Raw genomic sequence first — 16894 nt, 5'->3', positions numbered from 1 at the left:
GTAGGCGGCGCGGCGCGCGGCCAGGGAGTTACGCCGTCTTCCTGATCGGCTTGATCGAGGTGATGACGACGGGCGGCGCCCGGTCGCGGGCAGGATCCGCCAGCTTGACCACCCGGACGTACTTGCCGGACGCGGCTTCGTCGGGGGTTTGCGGGGGGATAGGGTCGGGGTCGGCCACGCCGGCCGCCTTGCGCAGGCCGGTGTCGATCGACTTGATCGAGGTGATGGTGGCGTCGGCCTGCATGGGAATGGTGACGGCGCTCAGCTCGTACCAATCCCACTCGTCGAACTCGACGCCGCCGTCGTTGATGAAGGCGTACTTCACCGCGCGGAAGCCGATCGATACGGCGCCGACGAGCCGCATCTTGATGCACTGCCAGGCAAAATCGAGCAGGTCCTTCAGCTTGCCCGGCTCGTCGGTCTTGGCGATCTGGGCCTTGAACTTGATGCCCTTGGCGGTCGGGGTCGCGTCGATCACATGGCCGATCGGCTGCTCGTGATTGTGCTGCCAGAGGAACGGCAGCGGGAGCGCGAACTTGGCGCCGAGCGGGTTGACGACGTCACCGGCGCGGTCGGGCGTCGGCGTCGAGGCGATGCCCTCGATGATGCGATCGTCCTCGTTGATCGATTTGATCTCGATCTGCGAATAGGCGCGGTTCTGCATGGCGCAGCTCCTAGATGATGATCATTTGGTAGGCCCGGCCGCGCTGGGCAGGCATGGCGGTGATGACGCCAACTGCCATGCAGAGCGCAATGACAGCGTCGATCTTGTTCACGGCTCGCTCCTTCGCGAGCCAATAGTTGCCCCAGCGATCGTTATCAGTGACGGCTGACATGATCGCGGAGATCAAAACCGGGTTCATGAGGAGCCGGATCCTCTCCTCAAGTATCATCGATTCGAGCGCCTTCACCGATGATGGCATCCACAGGCCATCCGGCTCTTTGCCCGCCTGCTTGGCGGCTAGGATCATAGCCTCGGTCGGCTTACCCTTCCTCGTGCCACCTTGCGGGTGCTCCACCTGCTCGATCGCAATGCCGAGTTTCCGCAGCTCTGGCTCGAAAGAGGCTCTATACGCATACCGATCGTAGCCGAGAGCGATCACATCGAAATTGTGCGCATCCTCGGCCACCGCTTGAGCGACATGCTCGTAGGCAATCACCTTGCCCTTGGGCGCCTTGAGATGTCCGTCGGCAACCCAGACTTCGTACGGCGCCTTGTCCGCAAGCGCGCGCATCGCAAGCGTGTCGCCTGGGGTCCATGCTTCGATCCAGGCGTCGTAGGTGGGCTTTTGGACGATCCGGGTCTGACCGTCCTCTTGCTCGATTTCGACGGCCTTGGTGCCGGTCTCGACGATGCCCGCTTTCGCGGTGATGTCGCGGGTCTGCGAGAGGTCAACGCCAAACGCGGCGCGCTTACCGTAATGGATCGAAGGCGAGAACGTGGCGAGGCACGGCTCCAGCGCCGCCCGCGTCATCCACGCCGCTTCCGCGTCAGTCCACACGCAGAAGTGAAGTCGCAGGATGCCGTTGAGCTTGCCCGGCATCATCTTCGCCTGGGCAACCACGCCCGCGAGATATTCCTCCGTGATCGTTACGCCGAGAAGTGGGTTCGCCTTCGGCCAGCAGCTGGGATCGTTGAGCGGATCGTCGCCCTTATCGAGCGCGCAGACATAGGCGAACGTCGTGTCGTCAATGACTTTTCCGAGATACGCCGGATCGTCATCCTTAGCGTCGGGGTTGCCGGCGGCGCAGCGGATGGCGTGTTCGTGCTCCTCCCAGCAGATCGAGTTCCGATCCGAGCCGCTGTTCGTGATCATGAACAGGAGCGGCTGGCGGCGGAATTTGAAGCCGCGCTCGAGCATCTCCATGACCCCGCGGTCGGGGTGCTCGTGGACCTCGTCGCAGAGCGCGAAGTGCGGGCGCGGGCCGGAGCCGGTCTTCTTGGCTTCGCGGCTGATCGGGCGGAAGAAGGAGTTGGTGGCCAGGTAGGCCATGTTGAAGACGTTGCCAGGCCCGCCGCTCTGTTTCACGCGCTTGGCAAGCTCGGGCGACTTGTCGACCATCTTGACCGCGTCGTTGAATAGGATGCCAGCCTGCTGCTTGGTCGCGCCGGCGGCATAGATCTCCGCGCCAGCCTCGTTATCGGCCATCATGCCGTAGAGCCCGATACCGCCGGCGATCGGGCTATTGTGCGTCGGGATCATCGAGCGGCCAGCCAAGAACATGCTTGAGACCGAATCGACAGTGATGCACCGGACCGGAACCGCCGCCACAGGCTCGCACCCGATTATTTTCCGGTCAGCGGAGAGCCTCCGCCGGTTGTGCCGTGGTGCAATTCTCTCAAGCTTGCGCGGCAGCCTGAAGCAGGGTTGGTCGGCTCGAGGGTGAAACGTCACACGGTACTTCGGCCCGATGGCGCGGCCGTTGAGCATCGCGACGCCCGTGGCCATCGTAGCCTTCATGCCGAGCGAGAGAACGAGTTCGAGAACCTGTTCGGCCAGGCCACGCTTCACCTGGGTGAATTCGCATTGCCCCGTGGCAGAAACCGTCCCGTCGGTGTCCATCAGCCCCTGGAGCAGCGCCCAGCGCTGCGATGGACAGGCGCGCAGATACTGAGGCGGGATGTGCTTGTTTCCGAGCAAGCCCGCGCTGCGGAGCTTCTTGTTCAGATCGGCGATGCGATAGCGATTCGAGCCAATCTTGCCAGACACCACCCATCCGGCAGCGTGCAGAGCGCCAATCGTCTGTTCGGCATCCTCGTGGCCGATAGTGATGCGCGCGCAGTCGCTGTCGCCGTCGCCGAGCCAAACGCCCAAACCATACGGCTCAATGGGAAGGTCTTCTACCGGCCCCGAAAGCTCTCCGCAGAGCGCTATGCTGTGGTTGGCAGACTGGTATTTCCCGTTCGCATAGCGAAGTGTCGCCGCGATGTGGCGCGTCGTGCGGATACTCTTCCGCCACTTGCCCCATTCCGATCTCGGCACCCCTTTGGTTGCGCGGTGCTGCCCGGCTTGCGTTGCTGTGCGCTGCTCGGTCAACCACAGATGCTCGGCTGAGGCGATGATCGGCTCACCAGCATCGAATTCAAGGCGATAGCACTCTCGGTCGTAGCTGATCGGATGCACAGCGACGACGCGGCACGGGCAGCCTGCATCGTCGAATACCCAGTCGCCGGGATTCAGGTCTCCCATGGTCGTCCACCCCGATGGCGTCGGGATGGGAGTATCCAGCGCGAGCGCCTTGCCGTTGCCCTTGCCCTCCTCGATGTAGGCGCGGCGAAACCGGCGGGTGTCGTCGGCCCGCTTCCAGCCGAAAAGGGAACCGACCTTGAACGCCTGGCTCTCGTGCAAGAGCAGCGGCTTTCCCTCGAACTGGCCTTCGCTCAGCTTCAGCCGGGTTTCGAAAAACCGCATCGCGCGCGCCGCGGCATCCGCGTCGTAATGCAACCCGCGCTCGTGCGCCCGCTCCAGATCGTCCAGGTGGCGACGGCACGCGTTGCGCACATGCGGACCGGCGACGACTTTGCCGGACACCACCCGCGTGGCGTACTGCCACACGCGATCGTGCCGAGGGTCATCAGCCGAAGAACTCGTCCTCCTCTTCTTCTTCGCCGCCGGCGCGGTTGCGCTCATCGGTGAGACCGAGCTCGCTCATGTAGGCGCGCATCTGCCCGTGCATCGAGGCCGGAAATCGGGGCGGACCGCGCCGGAACTCGGCCCACAGTTCGCAGAAGGCGATCGCCGCAGGCTCGCGCGATCCGTCCAGCCAGCCGGCCGGGGCGATGTAGCGTTTCCATGCCTTGAGCGCCTCGCCCTTGAGCCACGTCGGCTGCACGAGCTTGCCGAAGCTCGTCTGAGCCTCGTCGATCTGCTCGCGCGCTTTCGCCCGATCGCCGTGCCGCGTCGCATTGTGCGTGCCGTCGACTAGGCGAAGTCTTGCAGGTTTAGGCTTCGCTCCTCGCGTCGCCATAGTCTTCTCCGTTACTTCGCAATGACTTTGAACCGCCGGAAGTAACGCAAGTATTCATTGCAAGTAAAACGTTGCAGATTGACCAATCCGGACCATCAATCTGCAAATGCGAGAATTTGGGGACGGTGCGGTGTACGCCGACGGCCCGGTTTGGGTTTGGACCCTCCCCCCCCCCTACCCTCCGTTCAGAGCCCGAACCGCCGGGCGCGCGAGCACCTTCTCTTGGCCCGCGTGGATGATCCGCCTGAACTCGTGGACATCGTCGTTGTGCTGCTCGGGGAGCGACAGGAAGGCGTTCCAAGCGGCGGCCAACAGGTCGACCACGGCGCGCTCTTGAACGGTCAGGCTTTCGGCCATCCGTCGGCTCCTATTTCCGCCTGCCGGCGGTGTAGGCGGGTGCCCATGTCCTCCGCCGTCTTGATGCTGTGGCATGGCTCGCAAAGGCACTGGATGTTGCTGTCGACGTCGAGGCCACCCTTGAACAGCGGCACGATGTGATCGGGCGTGACAGCGGCCGTGATGATGCCGTTGGCCTTGCAATGCCGACAAAGCGGCTCGGCCGCGAGCCGGCGCTGGCGGTCACGTTGGCCATGCCGGCCGCGCCTCCGCTCGACCATCGCGCTACTCCGGACGCTGATTTCAGGATGCCTTCGGACTTCGCGGGAAGCTGCTCGCCTCCCTACGTGCGCTGGCGCGGCGGCCTGGGTCCGTGCCCTGCCGACCTGCTACCTCAAGCCGCTATGGCGGCGGTCCCGGTGCGGGTGTTCATGGTCTGTACCGCATCCTCAACAAGAAGGAAAGAGGCGACCCGAACCCGGAACTGGCCTCCGAACGCGACCAACGCGAACCGCCCATCACCTTCCTCGACAACGCCGCTCATGCCGGCGAAAGGCCCGTCAGGCACACGCACCGCGGCGCCAGGCGCGAACTCCCGCTTGATCGATCGCATGCGGGCACGGCGCTTCTTGTCTTCGGCATCGCGCAGCTTGGCCATGTCCGCGTCCGCAACCAGGGGGACGCGTCCACCATGCCGGAACAGCGAGAATGGCGGGTGTTCGGACACGGGGGCCGCACAGATAGACAGCAGCTCGTGCAGGTGTTCGGCGCGGACGAATGCGAAGGTCGGCATGATGGGGATCTCGCGGGTGAATGTCTTGCGACTGCGCGGGACCCGCTGCTTGATCACGTCGACGGGTGTCCAAGCCTCGATGCCAGCCTCGGACAGCGATCGCGCAACCGCGATGGTGCGCCCGCCGGACGATCGAACCACACACCAGCGCCCCGCGCGCGCCGCTGCATCGTCCCCATTTGCCATGATCAGAACTCCGCCCCCGCAGAGCACCATAGCAGTTGCGGTGGAGGAAGGAATCACGATTTGTTCTCCACGTCTTCGGCGAGCGCCGCATCAACCTGCTCTTGTGTCAGATGGCCGAGGGTGACGCCGAGGCTGCGATATGCCGGCGGCATGTGCCGGATCTGCGCGTTCGTGATAGGGCCTGGATCGTCGGTCGCGCCGCGACGACGGCGGTCCTGCTCGGCTGCCATCTGCCGCAGGCGAGCGCAGGCGATCGAATGCTGGGCCATGAGCCCGGCCGCGATCTGTCGGATCACCGCCTCGATCTCGTTGGCGAACCGCATGGGCCTATGCAGCGCCATCCGCGCGGCCTCGCGGGAGATCCGGCCCGGAAGGTCGCCCAACGCCAACACCATGACCTTAATCCACGCGTCCGCCTGCTCGGTCCCGATGCCCGGCGACACCTTCGTGAGCAGAAGGGAGAGATCGTCGCCGAGCCCGGCCGACCAACGGCCGGGGCGCGCGGGATCGGGCTCCACCTCTTTCAGGGGCGTCAGGCCGCGCTCATAACGAGCGAGGATCGGCATCACCTCGATGCCGTCCACCAGCGCCATCGCATCATTGAGCGTCCAGGTCGTGCTGCTGATGGAAGCGACGACGACTTTCGATAGGTCCTGCAGGTCGGTCCGTGCTGCGAGGGCGGTTGCCATTGCGGGTCTCCAAGATGCGGGTGATGAAGGGAATTGGGTCCGAGGCGGCTTCGGACTGGGCCACGGCGAGCGCGTCGATCACAGCGCCGTCGCCATACTGCTTTCGCCATTTCCCCAGCATGGCTGCTGCGGCGTCCCGCGTCTTGTTGCTATTCATTAGCAGCGGGATCCCTGCCTCGAAGAGCTTCTTCTTCGCATCGATCGGCGCGTCGGAAGCGCCGTTCGCATCTGCGTTGCCCTGCGTTGCGTTGCGTTTCCGCTCACGGTGCCGGGCCGCTCGTTCGGTGCTCAGGTCCTCGCGCTTGGGCTGGCGGCGATCCCAACTTATCAGGCGCCGGCCGTCTGTCACCCTGCCCTTCATTGCGCCGAGGATCGCCTCGATAGCGGTCTGATCGAGGTCGAGAGCCTCGGCGGCCTCCTCCGGGCGCACGCCTTCGATCGAGCCCTTGTCCTTAGACCGCGATGCTTCCACCAGCATGTACGAGAACAGCGCCACGACGCATGCGAGCGGCTGCCCGCTTTTGCGGGCGATCACCCTCCACTTCGGATCTGTTGGCATATCGTGCCACAGACGAACCCACCCGCTCAAATCTCGTCTCCAATCGTGATCAGCACGCGGCCGTGTTCGTGCGGCTCGCCATATTCGTATGAGGGCAGGAACCGGGCGTCGTTCACCCCCATCGCCTCCGCGATGCCGTCGAAGTACGGCTTCATGCGATTGGCGAAGTTGGTTCGGTCGCCGCGACGGTTGGGAGGTTCGAAGCGGACGTGGATCCGGATGTCACCGGGAGGCTGCTTCTTGATCTTCGCCTCCTTCGCGGCAGACCATGCCCAGCGGCGATGTTCCTTGGTGACAGCCGACTTGCCTGCCCAATGCCGGCCGTTCGCGTGGCCGGACAGCGATGCCGGCGGGAACGGAAGCTCGATGATCATGCCGCCTCCGCTTCATCGCTGGCGGGCTTCGGTATCGTTGCCTCAGCCTTGTCCGCGAATTGCCTCGCAAGCTGGGCAAGCTGGGCGAGGCCGCAATAGGTCCGGGTGACGCCGAGGTCGTAGACCAGCCGGACGGCCGTGCCGAAATCCTCGCCGTTGATCCATTGGTCGGGCGCCATTCCGCAAGCGGCCATGATCTCTTCGAGCTTGCGCGCGGCAGTCTGGTTGATCGAGCGGAGCGACGATACCTCCCGATCGACGCGATCGCGCACCGTCTTCTCGATCGCCGCGCGCTCGGTCGCCATGACTTGGTCTATGCCTTCCCGGATGCCGCGCTCCCGCGCTTCGTGCGATCGGCGCAGCAGGGCGGCGAGGAAATTGGGCGACCATTGCTCTCGGTCCAGCTGAGGCGCCTTCGCCGCGCAGTGCAGCCCGTTGCCCTTGAGGATGAGGTGCCCCCAGGTCGGCGGCAGCTCGCCCTCGCGCACGATGTCGGCCGGCGTGACGATCCACCAGTGATCGCAATAGCGCTGCAGCGCGACGGACTTGTCCGGCTGCTTCAGCTCGTGGAGCCAGTCGGACCGGCTGACCTTGATCTCGAACCCATGCAGGCGCAGCCCGCGCGACGGGTACAGGCTCATTGCGATGGCGTCGGCCGATCGGCTCGCCGCGGCGCCGGTGCTGTCGGGCACCTCGAAGAAGGTCGCCCACTCCGGTGCCCGATAGCGGTTGAGGAGCGCCGCGCGGACGTCCTTGGCGGTGAAGCGCGGGGTCATGCTGCTTTCCTTGCGATATAGCCTTCGATGTCATTTTGCTGGCGCGCGAGATCCAGCGGGCGGAGCGTTTTCCCCCAGATCGACGGACTCGATCCGTCGAAGCTGTCCATGCCAGCCGCGGCGCAAGCGCGGATCCGACGCGCCGTGTTGACGCGGGCGCAGTGAACCAGCGAGTTCCGCTCTCGACTAATGCGACGCCAGAACTTCAAGGTGGCGAGCTTCCACTCGGTGTCTCCTCCGATGAAGATGCCGACGCGCTGGCAGACGATCCGCTTGACCCGACCGAGCATCTTGCCGGCTTCCATCCCGTTCTGGACCGCCAGCATGAACCGGACGCCGCGCAGCCCCTTCCGGCGCCGCAGCTTGCGAAGCCACCGGACAGACAGATCGAGCGACGCCTCCACCAGCCAGATCAGCTCGGGGATCGCGTCCATCGTGCGATCGCGCAGGTCTGCTAGGAAGGCTCTCCACTCTGGGTTGCCGCCATATTCCTCAATCGGAACGTCTTCAGGCACCCGATAATCGGGGAAGTCTTCCGCGCGGACGGTCAAATTGACCCGCCGTCCGGTCAGCAGCGCTGCCGCCTCCACGAGAAATCGATAGGCGTCGGCGTCCTCATAGAGGGTATCGGTGAACACCAACGCCCGCTCCACCTTTGGATGCATGACGCGGTCGATCATGTCAGCGCGGAAAGACCCTTGCCCTGCGCTGAACATCGTGTAGCGGCGGCCGCTCATGCCTGCGCGTCCCACGTCACGATAGGTTGCGCGGTGTCGACCGCGAGAGCCATGCGATAGGGGCTCACCCAGATTGCCTTGCTCGATAGCGTGAAGGTTGCACCCAGCTTGGCCAAGAGCAGGGCCTCGCCGATCTCCTCCGCCATCGCCTTGCCGGCGAGCGACGGCACGGCGTTGCCGATCCACTCACGCTTTGTCGCATCGGAGCCGCCCTCCAGCTCGAAAACCTCCTCGGGGTCGAAGAGCGATTGCAGCGCCGCCAGCTCCAGCGTGGTAAAAGGCCGATGCCAGGTGCCGTCGAGCGAGATGATCCGGCAGACCAGGCGGTCCTTCGGCTCCGGCAATTGCTCGACCGGCTCGACCTCCGCCGCCCTCGGGTCCGCGACCGAGTTGTACCCATTGTCGTGATAGGCAGACCCGGACACGGTATTTGAAGGGCTGTCCCACGGGATCACCCCGTAATGTCCGCCACCTTCGAAGTGCTTCCGTCCGCCGACAAAACCGGCGGGCCGCGGATCAGCGACGCTCAACGCGCCTGATCCAACTCGATCGGAGCCAGTGACCGTCGGGGACGCCTCCTCAGTGCCGACGACGCGCATCTTGTTGGTGTGCGCGTTCGGCCCGTGCGTCGGGCGAGGATCGGCAACAGCGAAAGCCCCCTGCCCCGTCGTGCTCTCGGCAATCACTGTCCCGGCCGGCTCCTCCATCCCAGTCACCCGGTACTTGCCACCGCCGGCGAACGCCGTCGTCGATCGAGGATCGGCAACCGCCAAGCCGCCGGCTGGGCCACCCGGTCCAGCGACCGCCGGAGCCGGAGCGTCGAAGGAGACGATCCGGTAGACGTTGTTGAACCGAGGCTTCCCCTCCATGCGCGGGTCTGAGACGGCGTACGGTCCCGTTCCCACCGAAACGTCACCCTTGATGCAGGGAGCCGGCCTGTCCCAGGGGCGAACGCCAAGCTGCACGCTTTTCGGATGGCCATTCTCGACGCGAGGATCCGCGACAGAATGCGGACCGCCAGACGGATGGGGGTTGCCGGTGATTGTCCGAGCCGGCTCGTCCCAGCACTTCACCCCCAGGACGTGACTGTGGGTGTCAGCGCCATAACCAGGTCGAGGATCCGCGACACTGTGGGCGCCGTTCGTCGGCCCGCTGCGCCCGGGGACGCATCCCGCCGGCTCCGCCCAATCGCGCACGCCGAGGACGTCGGATTGCCAGCCTGCATCGCGAGGTCGCGGGTCGGCGACGGCGAACCGTCCGTTGCTCGGCAGGGATTCTCCCGCGACGGTACCGGTCGCCTCATCGAAGGAGACCACGCCAAACCCGCCGCTTCGCATGTCGTTCGTGCGAGGATCGGCAACGCTGTGGCGTCCGTGCAGCGGCGAGCGCTGGTTTCCGACGATCGTGCCCGCAGTCTCGTCCCAACCCATGACGCCGAGCACGCCGTTCCGCAGCTCACGATCGGGCAGGATGCCGTAATCGCGCAGGCGCCCGTCGATCACCTCCAGCTCGTTCAGCGCGCGCCAGTCGCGGCCCGCGGGCACAAACGCCAGGCGCACCCACGTCTTCCACTGCAGCTCTGGCACGCGATGCATAGCGCCGCCGCGGGGGTCGCCCGGCAGTGGCAGCTTGCCGATGATCTCGCCGACGCCGCGAACGCGCTGTTTCTCCGGCGCATAGATGAAGTTCGGGACCTTGTCCGGGTGCCGGTATAGGCGGAGCATCCGCTTGCGGTGCTGGCCGAGGCCGCCAAGCTCACCGCAGTCGTAGATGCTGTCCTCGACCTCGGTCATTACATAGCCGTACGCGCGGTACATGGCATCGATCTTTGAAAGGAACTTAGCGCCGCGCTTGGAGGCGATCCTCGGCACGTTCTCGAAGCCGTAAACGGCGACCGGATCATCCTTGTACGCCTCGAGACCGAGCATCATGCCGCGCGTCGTCAGGCGGTTCAGCGCCTCGTAGCGATCGGTCTCCGACGCCTTGGTCGACAGCAGCCCCGAGAAGCCCTTGCACGGATAGGTGCCGAATAGCACGTCCAGCCGGCCAAAGGTCGCGCGGATATCCGCCGGGGTAGCCTCTCGCCAGCCGCTCGGCGGGGCGTGGCCGTGCCAGCACCGGTATTGATCCTCGTCGAAGAGGTCCATCAAGGTACCCTTGACGCCCGTCATCCGCTCGAAGTTGCGGATCGCGCCTGGGTCGTTGTCGATGCCGCCTGCGCACTCGAACCGCCCGCGAAGGTTGCCAACGCGGAAGTCAGCGAGGTTGAACCCCTTCGCCAGCGCGCCGATCCCGCAGGCCATGTGGCCGTGGCGAAGCACGACGGTATCGCTGTTGTGACCGAGGACGGACGTCATGCTGCCACCGCCAGCTGCAGGGGCGATCTGCGATATGAGATTGCGCGGCGAATCTCCTGGTCGACAGCGGTTGCCGCGTTGGCATCCTCGCTGAGCGCGCGAGCGAAGAGGATGCCGGCGATAATCAGATCGCCATCGAGAATAGCCTTCACCGCCTCCCGCAGCGTCTCCGCGTCAAGGTCAAGAAATTCGGGCTCTTGTTCACGAGCATTCTCGTCGATCTCGTCCTGGTGAGCGTCGACATCGAGGTCGACGGCCATGATGGCGGAAATTTTGGCCCGAACATCTGAAGGCAGATCGCTACGGCTCGCGCCAATCTCATCAAGGAACTCGTCGATGTCGACGGAGGCGGAAATGGATACCATGCGAAATTCCTCTCAGACGTTCATGGGCATCAGCACGAGCGACAAGCCGCTCTCGACCGTGCTGGTGATGAGGGTGGGATCGGCCGGCGCACCCATTGCGAACCGCACGGTGTCGACCGGCAGCACGTCGAGCGCGTCGCGGAGATATGCGAGGTTGAAGCCGATCCGGATTTCGGCGGCGCCGGCCAGGTCGCCAGTGACCTCGTCCACCGCCTCACCGTGCCCGGTAGAGTTGATCGACATCGTCACGCCGGCCGGCCGGAAGGTGAAGGCGCCGCCACGCACCTTGTCAGAGCTTGCGACCATGATCCGTCGCGTCGCGTCGATCATCTCATCGCGGTCGACGGTCGCGATCAGCTTGATCTGCGTCGGGATGACGCGCTCATAATCCGGGTAGGTCCCATCGATCACCTTCGTCAGGATCACGAGGTTGCCGATTGTGAAATCGACCTTCCCGTCGCCGATCTTGACGCCGATATCGCAGTCACCGCGCTCGGCGGCGGCGCTACGCACCAAGTCGATGCACAGTGTCGGCAGGATCGTGCCGCGCATGTCGGCCGCCCCGGCCGGGAGATCGTCGCTATACCGCGCGAGACGATGCCCATCGGTGGCGACATATAGCAGCCGCCCATTCCTGACGTGCCAGAAGACCCCGCAGAGGTAGTATCGGGTTTCTTCCTTGCTGACCGCATGACGGACTGCGTTGAAACCCCGCGCGAGCGCCGTTGCGGAGATCGTGAAGCTGGTGACCACCTCGCGCTGAACAGCCACTGGAAAATCATCAGCGGGGAGAACGGAGAAGCGCAGCCGGGCTCGGCCGGACTTCACCACGGCAGCCAAGCCGTCCACCTCGATATGCGTCTCGCTGCCGGCGGCGAAGGTGCCCAGCACCTCAGCCAGCCGCTTCGCCTCGATGGTCAGGCCGACGGCTCCACTGACGCTCTTCGCGCGGCACGCCCGGGTGACGGTTCGATCGAGATCGGTCGTGGTCAGGTAGACATGGCCGGTCGCCGTCGCGCTGATCAGCACATTCGACAGGATCGGGATCGTGTTCCGAGCCTGGACGGCGCCGAGCACGTCGCGCATGGCGGCGGCGAGCTCGCTCGTCTCAAAGACGATGGTCCCCTTCGCGGCCATCGTCACATTCCCAACGCTTGCTGATAGGTTTCAAGCAGCATCTCCGCTTCGTCGCGATGGTGCTTCTCCATCTTCCGCAGGCGAATGACCGTGCGCATCGTCTTCACGTCGAAACCGGTCGACTTAGCCTCGGCGTAGACATCCTTGATGTCGTCGGTGATGCCCTTCTTCTCTTCTTCGAGCCGCTCGATGCGCTCGACGAGCAGTCGCAGCTGCTCGGCCGAAATATTGTCGCTCATGCTATTCCTCCGTTGGAGTGGATCGCCTCGATCAGGCTGAGTTGTGGGTCGGGGTTGGCAGCGTCCCAGGCGTCGAGGCCCTGGCGCGCGGCGGTCAGCGCTTCCGCCGAGGCGTCGGCTTCGAGCTGCGCGCGGCCGAGCTTCCAGGCGGCGCGCTCGCACCGCTTCAGGCTCATCTCGACCAGATCGGCCAGCCGCTGGCGCGCGGGGTGCTTTTCTTGAGCCTCGCCCACCATCACCGCGCACTCCCGCACGATTCTTCTGCCTTGGGCTGGAGCGCCGCCATCTCGGCAGCAATTCTGGCCCGGTCGCGCGCGGCGTGATCTAGGACTATCCTCTCACGCTCGGCAGCGGTAAGGTCTTGCTTCGTCAGGTCGCGGTAGAGGTCGCGATACTCCGAAGGTATGTGGGCCAGCCGGCGCGCGCTGATCGATCGGCCCGCCTTGGCGCGCGCCTCGGGCGCCCACGACTTGTCGATGTTCCTCGGCCCGTGCCGCCGGCCGTTCTCTCGCCGCGCCTCGAAGAACGCAGGATTGTCGATGCGAGCCCGCTCGACGGTGGCGCGAACTCGCGCGCGGTGCTCGGCTTGCCGGGCCGGATCCGCATTGTAGTTCATCCGGAAGGTTGCAGCGGCCTTCGCGCGAACTTCTGGGCTGCTGGCCACCCGCCGGTTCGAACAGGTGCGGCAGCGGGTTGACCCCGCGGCCATGCGGCCACCGCAATCGGGGCAGGACCGCACCACTCGCCGAGGTCCATTGAACGCCTCGCGCGCGGCGGCGCGCCGGGCAACCGTCTCCGGATCCGAGTTGATGAAGACGAGCTGGCAGCGCTTGCACCGGCCGCTCTTCCCCACCTTCGCGATCGCCTGGCTGCAATCGGAGCAGTTGCCCTTCATGCCGCCCGCTCCAGCCCCATCAGGTCGAACAGGCTGGGCACCGATGCTTCTGCCTCGGCGTCGCGCAGGTACTGACAGGCAAAGCGGAAATAGTCGGGGTTGAGCTCGCTGCCGGCGCCGCGGCGGCCCATCTGGATCGCGCGCATCGGCACGGTGCCCAGCCCTGCGAACGGATCGAACACCAGGTCGCCCGGCATCGAGTAGAAGTCGATGAGGCGGTCGACGATATCGAACTGCAGCGGGCAGACATGCTTCTCCGCCCCCTTGCGCGCCTGCTCGGCGTTGAGGGTGCGCATCCGGACGATGTCGTCCCAGATGCCCGGGCCCGACGCGCCTGGCGCGAGCGCCATGAACGTGCGGGGCAATTTGCCGCGGCCGTCGCTGCCCGCGCGAGCCTCGATCGTCTCGCCGATCGCGACATGGGCGTCGTAATCGTAGACGAGGTGCCGGCTTTCCTCGCGAAACGCCTTCACGAGAGATCCGACCTGCATCGAGGTGAACCGGTCGACGTGCGCCGCCAGATCGTCCGGCAGCTGGGCAAGCTCTTCCGGAAGCGCCAGCCGGTTGCCGCTGCTCCGCCAATGAGCGTGCGCATCGATCTGCCAGCGCGCGAGGCTATAGGCGGCGGGATCCTTCGCGACCGGATCATCGGCATAGGCGCGCGACTTGTCGCTCTGCGGCTTGCGGAACAGCAGGACATACTCGGGCGAGCCGCAACCCATCTTGGTCGCGTCCTTCAGCATCTCGCTGTAGCTCAGCCGGTAGGTCTGGTTGTTCTCGCGCACGACGTCGGTGTCGACGTGGTGCATGCCCAGGAACTGGAACCCATGCGCCGCATAGTGGAAGATGCACTTGGCGTGGAACGGGTTGACGGTGGGCACGCCCTCGCCGGTCACCGAGCCGAACAGGATCCGGTCCTTGACGTGCACGCACATCAGCCGGCCGGGCCGCAGCGCGCGAAGAAGCTTCGGCGTCAGGAAGTCGAGCTGCGCGAAGAAGTGCGCATCGTCATCGGTGTGCCCGAGGTCGTTGTAGCTCGGCGTGTATTCATAGTGATTCGAGAAGGGGATGCTCGTGACGATCAGCCCGACGGAATTCTCCTCGAGGTGATCCGCCTCCAACACGCAGTCGTTATGCGCGAGGCTCCACCCCTCCCCGCTCTCGACCTGCCGATCGACGCCGATCGACCGCTGCAACCCGGCGATCGCCACCTCATGCTGAAGCCCGTACTTCCGGATCAGCGCCGACATGCGCTCAGCGAGTTCCTCGTGCCGCGCCCATTTCTCCTGAAGCACCCGGACGACTTCCGTCTCGGTCTCGGCATGGATGATGTCGATCTCGACCGGGTGCGGCTGCTGGAAGCGCTGCAGGCGGTGGATAGCCTGGATGAAGTCGTTGAACTTGAAGCCGACGCCACAGAAGATCGCACGGTGGCAATGCCGCTGCAGGTTCGTGCCGCTGCCCAGCATCACCGGCTTGGCGGCGAGGAGGCGGCTCATCCCCTCGGCAAACCGCTCGATGATGCCCTCGCGCTTGTCGAGCGGTTGGGTGCCGTAGACGCTCTCTGCCTCGGGCAACGACGCCTCGATCGCGCGCCGCTCATCCTCCAGGTCGTGCCAGAGGATGAAGTGGTCGGCCGGCGCCGCGGCGACGATCCCGGCCGCCTTGGCGACGCGGGCGCCGAGGGTCGTGCGCTTCTCCTTGGCGGCGGCCTGCAGCGATAGCGCGGCGTCGCGCATCAGCTTGCCCTGCCCTCGGCTGTCGACCCCGCCGTCGGCCAGGTCCGACTGCACGACATGCCACCGGACGGTCAGCGGCGGCAGCTCATAGCCTTCGTCGCTGAAGCCGAGGTCGCTCGGGCGCTGCAGGAAGACCGCCCAGCTATTCAGCCAGGCGAAGAACTCCTCTTCCTTGTGCGGATAGAGCGTGAGGTCGCCGGCCTTCTCGCTGTTTCGCTGGAAGAAGCGGGTCAGCGCCTGCCCGGTGTCCATGACGCCGAGGAAGCCGCCATAGTGGATCAGCTCCTTGTACCGGTTCGGGGACGGCGTCGCGGTCGCCACGAAGCGGTAGGGCACCGCTTGGAACAGCGGCAAGAACGTCTGGAAGGTGTCCGAGCCATAGGAGCGAAGCACGCTCGCCTCGTCCAGGCTTACCGCCACGAAGCGCGAGACGGTGATCTTGCCATCGCGGACGCTCTCGTAGTTGGTCAGGAACAGCCCGGCGTAGCCGTCCGCGTGTAGCGCCTGGATCTCGGCGTCGCTTCTCACGAACCGCAGTTCCACGCCGAGCAGCTGCGCGTCGTGCATGAACTCGCGACGGACGCCGAGCGGCGCGACGATCAGACCGTCGGATCGATAACCGTCCTGGGCATGGAGCTTGTCGAGGATGATGCGCAGGACCTCGATCTGCTGGATCGTCTTGCCGAGGCCGAACGCCTCGAAGAGCGCGCGGCGGCCGCCTTCGACCGCCCAGCGGATGACATGCCGCTGGTGATCGCGAAGCGCGCGGCCGTCGACCAGGTGCGTAGCGACCTCGTCGAGCGAGCAGGCCAGCCCCTGGCGCTGGGCCACCGGGATCTTCGCCTCGAGGAATTGGCGATATGCGTCGGCGCCCATCAGTGCCTCCAAAATGCGATGGTTTGGTCGGAGTGCCAGCACAGGGCGCAGGTCGCGCAGCAGTCGGTGCCGCCGGTCTGTGCTGGGCAAATCGTGTGGCGGGTGGCCTCGCCGCGCTCGATGACGACGGCGCCGTCGGTGTCCGCGTCGAGGCCCGAGAAGCGGATGCACCACCGGTCCGGGTGCAGGCCGAGCAGCTCGCGGACCACGGCCCCCTCGGGGCTATCGGGCTCGCGGGCGGTGTAGCCGAACACGCGGAGGGCCGGGAACACGGCCAGCGCCTCGCCCCAGAGCTCGACATAATCGGGCGAGTAGAAGTCGCCGAGAACGTGCAGGCGCACCACGAAGCCGGCCGGGTGCGCCGCCTGCTTCGCTTCAAGCTCCTGCCAGAGCAGGCGTTCGAACTCGGGGCCGTGCGCGATCCGCCGCGCATATTGCATGTTCGACCCGTAGCAGGTCCGCCATTCGCTGCAGGTCCGCGGGCAGGTCGCGCGCTCCTCAAGCGTGAGCGTGAAGATCGGCGCGCCCTTCCACCGGCCCTTCGTGACCTTCTTCCCGATCTTGCGGCTGTTGACGCCGGAGACGAGCAGGCGCGGCAGCTCCCCAGGCTGGAAGACCCGGGACGGCATCACCGTGCGGCCTTCGGCAATCGCGGGGTGCGTATCGGCGAAGTGCCGGCGGCTGCCGCGCGCGTCGATGGCCTCGAAGCGACGCTGGGCGCCGCCGCTGCCGTAACCCTTCCGGGTCGTGGGCGCGATCTCGACCGCGGCGCTCATGCCATCGCCCAGAGGTCGGCCACCGTCCGATGGCTTCGGAAGGGGTACACGCCGGTCAAGACGCGGGGGCGCAGCGCTTCGGCGGGCAAGG

At 65.7% G+C, this 16894-nt stretch carries 19 protein-coding genes; all 19 read right to left on the bottom strand.

All coding sequences use genetic code 11. The annotated features are described in order from the left end of the window. Nucleotides 1-28: 28 nt before the first annotated feature. The 19 genes from SAZ01S_RS08135 to SAZ01S_RS08045 all read right to left on the bottom strand — a co-directional run bounded on the left by SAZ01S_RS08135 (nucleotide 29) and on the right by SAZ01S_RS08045 (nucleotide 16803). Nucleotides 29-664 (bottom strand): HK97 family phage prohead protease, encoded by a 636-nt coding sequence (locus tag SAZ01S_RS08135; protein ID WP_084581774.1) that lies wholly within the window; start codon nucleotides 662-664, stop codon nucleotides 29-31. Nucleotides 665-674: 10 nt separating this feature from the next. Continuing rightward, complete coding sequence (locus tag SAZ01S_RS24275) at nucleotides 675-3632, bottom strand: terminase TerL endonuclease subunit (RefSeq protein WP_084581773.1); 2958 nt, start codon at nucleotides 3630-3632, stop codon at nucleotides 675-677. Further along, entirely contained in the window at nucleotides 3577-3969 is a 393-nt protein-coding gene (locus SAZ01S_RS08125; RefSeq protein ID WP_084581772.1) for a hypothetical protein, read from the bottom strand. Before SAZ01S_RS08125 ends, SAZ01S_RS24275 begins: the two co-directional genes overlap by 56 nt. Before the next feature lie 174 nt (nucleotides 3970-4143). Continuing rightward, complete coding sequence (locus tag SAZ01S_RS08120; RefSeq protein ID WP_084581771.1) at nucleotides 4144-4326, bottom strand: hypothetical protein; 183 nt, start codon at nucleotides 4324-4326, stop codon at nucleotides 4144-4146. Then, the gene (locus SAZ01S_RS08115) at nucleotides 4311-4586 is read right to left on the bottom strand and encodes an HNH endonuclease (RefSeq protein WP_084581770.1); all 276 of its coding nucleotides are present in this window, start codon (nucleotides 4584-4586) and stop codon (nucleotides 4311-4313) included. The genes SAZ01S_RS08120 and SAZ01S_RS08115 overlap by 16 nt, the downstream gene beginning before the upstream one ends. A gap of 113 nt (nucleotides 4587-4699) precedes the next feature. After that, nucleotides 4700-5284, bottom strand: coding sequence for a transcription termination/antitermination protein NusG (gene nusG / locus SAZ01S_RS08110; protein WP_139809989.1), 585 nt, complete (start codon nucleotides 5282-5284; stop codon nucleotides 4700-4702). A gap of 53 nt (nucleotides 5285-5337) precedes the next feature. Continuing rightward, nucleotides 5338-5973 (bottom strand): hypothetical protein, encoded by a 636-nt coding sequence (locus SAZ01S_RS08105; protein WP_139809988.1) that lies wholly within the window; start codon nucleotides 5971-5973, stop codon nucleotides 5338-5340. After that, nucleotides 5882-6562 (bottom strand): hypothetical protein, encoded by a 681-nt coding sequence (locus SAZ01S_RS08100; protein WP_218018041.1) that lies wholly within the window; start codon nucleotides 6560-6562, stop codon nucleotides 5882-5884. The genes SAZ01S_RS08105 and SAZ01S_RS08100 overlap by 92 nt, the downstream gene beginning before the upstream one ends. Then, the gene (locus SAZ01S_RS08095; protein ID WP_084581766.1) at nucleotides 6559-6906 is read right to left on the bottom strand and encodes a hypothetical protein; all 348 of its coding nucleotides are present in this window, start codon (nucleotides 6904-6906) and stop codon (nucleotides 6559-6561) included. The genes SAZ01S_RS08100 and SAZ01S_RS08095 overlap by 4 nt, the downstream gene beginning before the upstream one ends. Then, nucleotides 6903-7682, bottom strand: coding sequence for a hypothetical protein (locus tag SAZ01S_RS08090; protein ID WP_084581765.1), 780 nt, complete (start codon nucleotides 7680-7682; stop codon nucleotides 6903-6905). The genes SAZ01S_RS08095 and SAZ01S_RS08090 overlap by 4 nt, the downstream gene beginning before the upstream one ends. Further along, nucleotides 7679-8419 carry a hypothetical protein gene (locus tag SAZ01S_RS08085; RefSeq protein ID WP_218018040.1) on the bottom strand — a complete coding sequence of 247 codons (741 nt, stop codon included), beginning with the start codon at nucleotides 8417-8419 and terminating at the stop codon, nucleotides 7679-7681. The genes SAZ01S_RS08090 and SAZ01S_RS08085 overlap by 4 nt, the downstream gene beginning before the upstream one ends. Continuing rightward, nucleotides 8416-10776 (bottom strand): class I SAM-dependent methyltransferase, encoded by a 2361-nt coding sequence (locus SAZ01S_RS08080; protein WP_084581763.1) that lies wholly within the window; start codon nucleotides 10774-10776, stop codon nucleotides 8416-8418. Before SAZ01S_RS08080 ends, SAZ01S_RS08085 begins: the two co-directional genes overlap by 4 nt. After that, on the bottom strand, nucleotides 10773-11141 hold the full coding sequence (locus tag SAZ01S_RS08075; RefSeq protein ID WP_084581762.1) for a hypothetical protein: 369 nt from the start codon (nucleotides 11139-11141) through the stop codon (nucleotides 10773-10775). The genes SAZ01S_RS08080 and SAZ01S_RS08075 overlap by 4 nt, the downstream gene beginning before the upstream one ends. A 12-nt stretch (nucleotides 11142-11153) precedes the next feature. After that, entirely contained in the window at nucleotides 11154-12278 is a 1125-nt protein-coding gene (dnaN, locus tag SAZ01S_RS08070; protein ID WP_084581761.1) for a DNA polymerase III subunit beta, read from the bottom strand. A 2-nt stretch (nucleotides 12279-12280) separates the two neighbouring features. Then, nucleotides 12281-12517 carry a DUF2312 domain-containing protein gene (locus SAZ01S_RS08065; RefSeq protein WP_084581760.1) on the bottom strand — a complete coding sequence of 79 codons (237 nt, stop codon included), beginning with the start codon at nucleotides 12515-12517 and terminating at the stop codon, nucleotides 12281-12283. Beyond that, on the bottom strand, nucleotides 12514-12756 hold the full coding sequence (locus SAZ01S_RS08060) for a hypothetical protein (RefSeq protein WP_139809986.1): 243 nt from the start codon (nucleotides 12754-12756) through the stop codon (nucleotides 12514-12516). The genes SAZ01S_RS08065 and SAZ01S_RS08060 overlap by 4 nt, the downstream gene beginning before the upstream one ends. Further along, the gene (locus SAZ01S_RS23590) at nucleotides 12753-13412 is read right to left on the bottom strand and encodes a hypothetical protein (protein ID WP_139809985.1); all 660 of its coding nucleotides are present in this window, start codon (nucleotides 13410-13412) and stop codon (nucleotides 12753-12755) included. The genes SAZ01S_RS08060 and SAZ01S_RS23590 overlap by 4 nt, the downstream gene beginning before the upstream one ends. Continuing rightward, the gene (locus SAZ01S_RS08050; protein ID WP_084581757.1) at nucleotides 13409-16027 is read right to left on the bottom strand and encodes a DNA methyltransferase; all 2619 of its coding nucleotides are present in this window, start codon (nucleotides 16025-16027) and stop codon (nucleotides 13409-13411) included. Before SAZ01S_RS08050 ends, SAZ01S_RS23590 begins: the two co-directional genes overlap by 4 nt. Further along, nucleotides 16027-16803: a GP88 family protein gene (locus SAZ01S_RS08045; protein WP_084581756.1), complete on the bottom strand. Its 777-nt coding sequence runs from the start codon at nucleotides 16801-16803 to the stop codon at nucleotides 16027-16029. Before SAZ01S_RS08045 ends, SAZ01S_RS08050 begins: the two co-directional genes overlap by 1 nt. Between the last annotated feature and the right edge of the window lie 91 nt (nucleotides 16804-16894).

Origin of the sequence: Sphingomonas azotifigens NBRC 15497 (assembly GCF_002091475.1) — a bacterium.
Classification (GTDB): domain Bacteria; phylum Pseudomonadota; class Alphaproteobacteria; order Sphingomonadales; family Sphingomonadaceae; genus Sphingomonas; species Sphingomonas azotifigens.
Note: the sequence above shows the minus strand (reverse complement) of the source record. Positions and strands in the feature narration are given on the sequence as shown.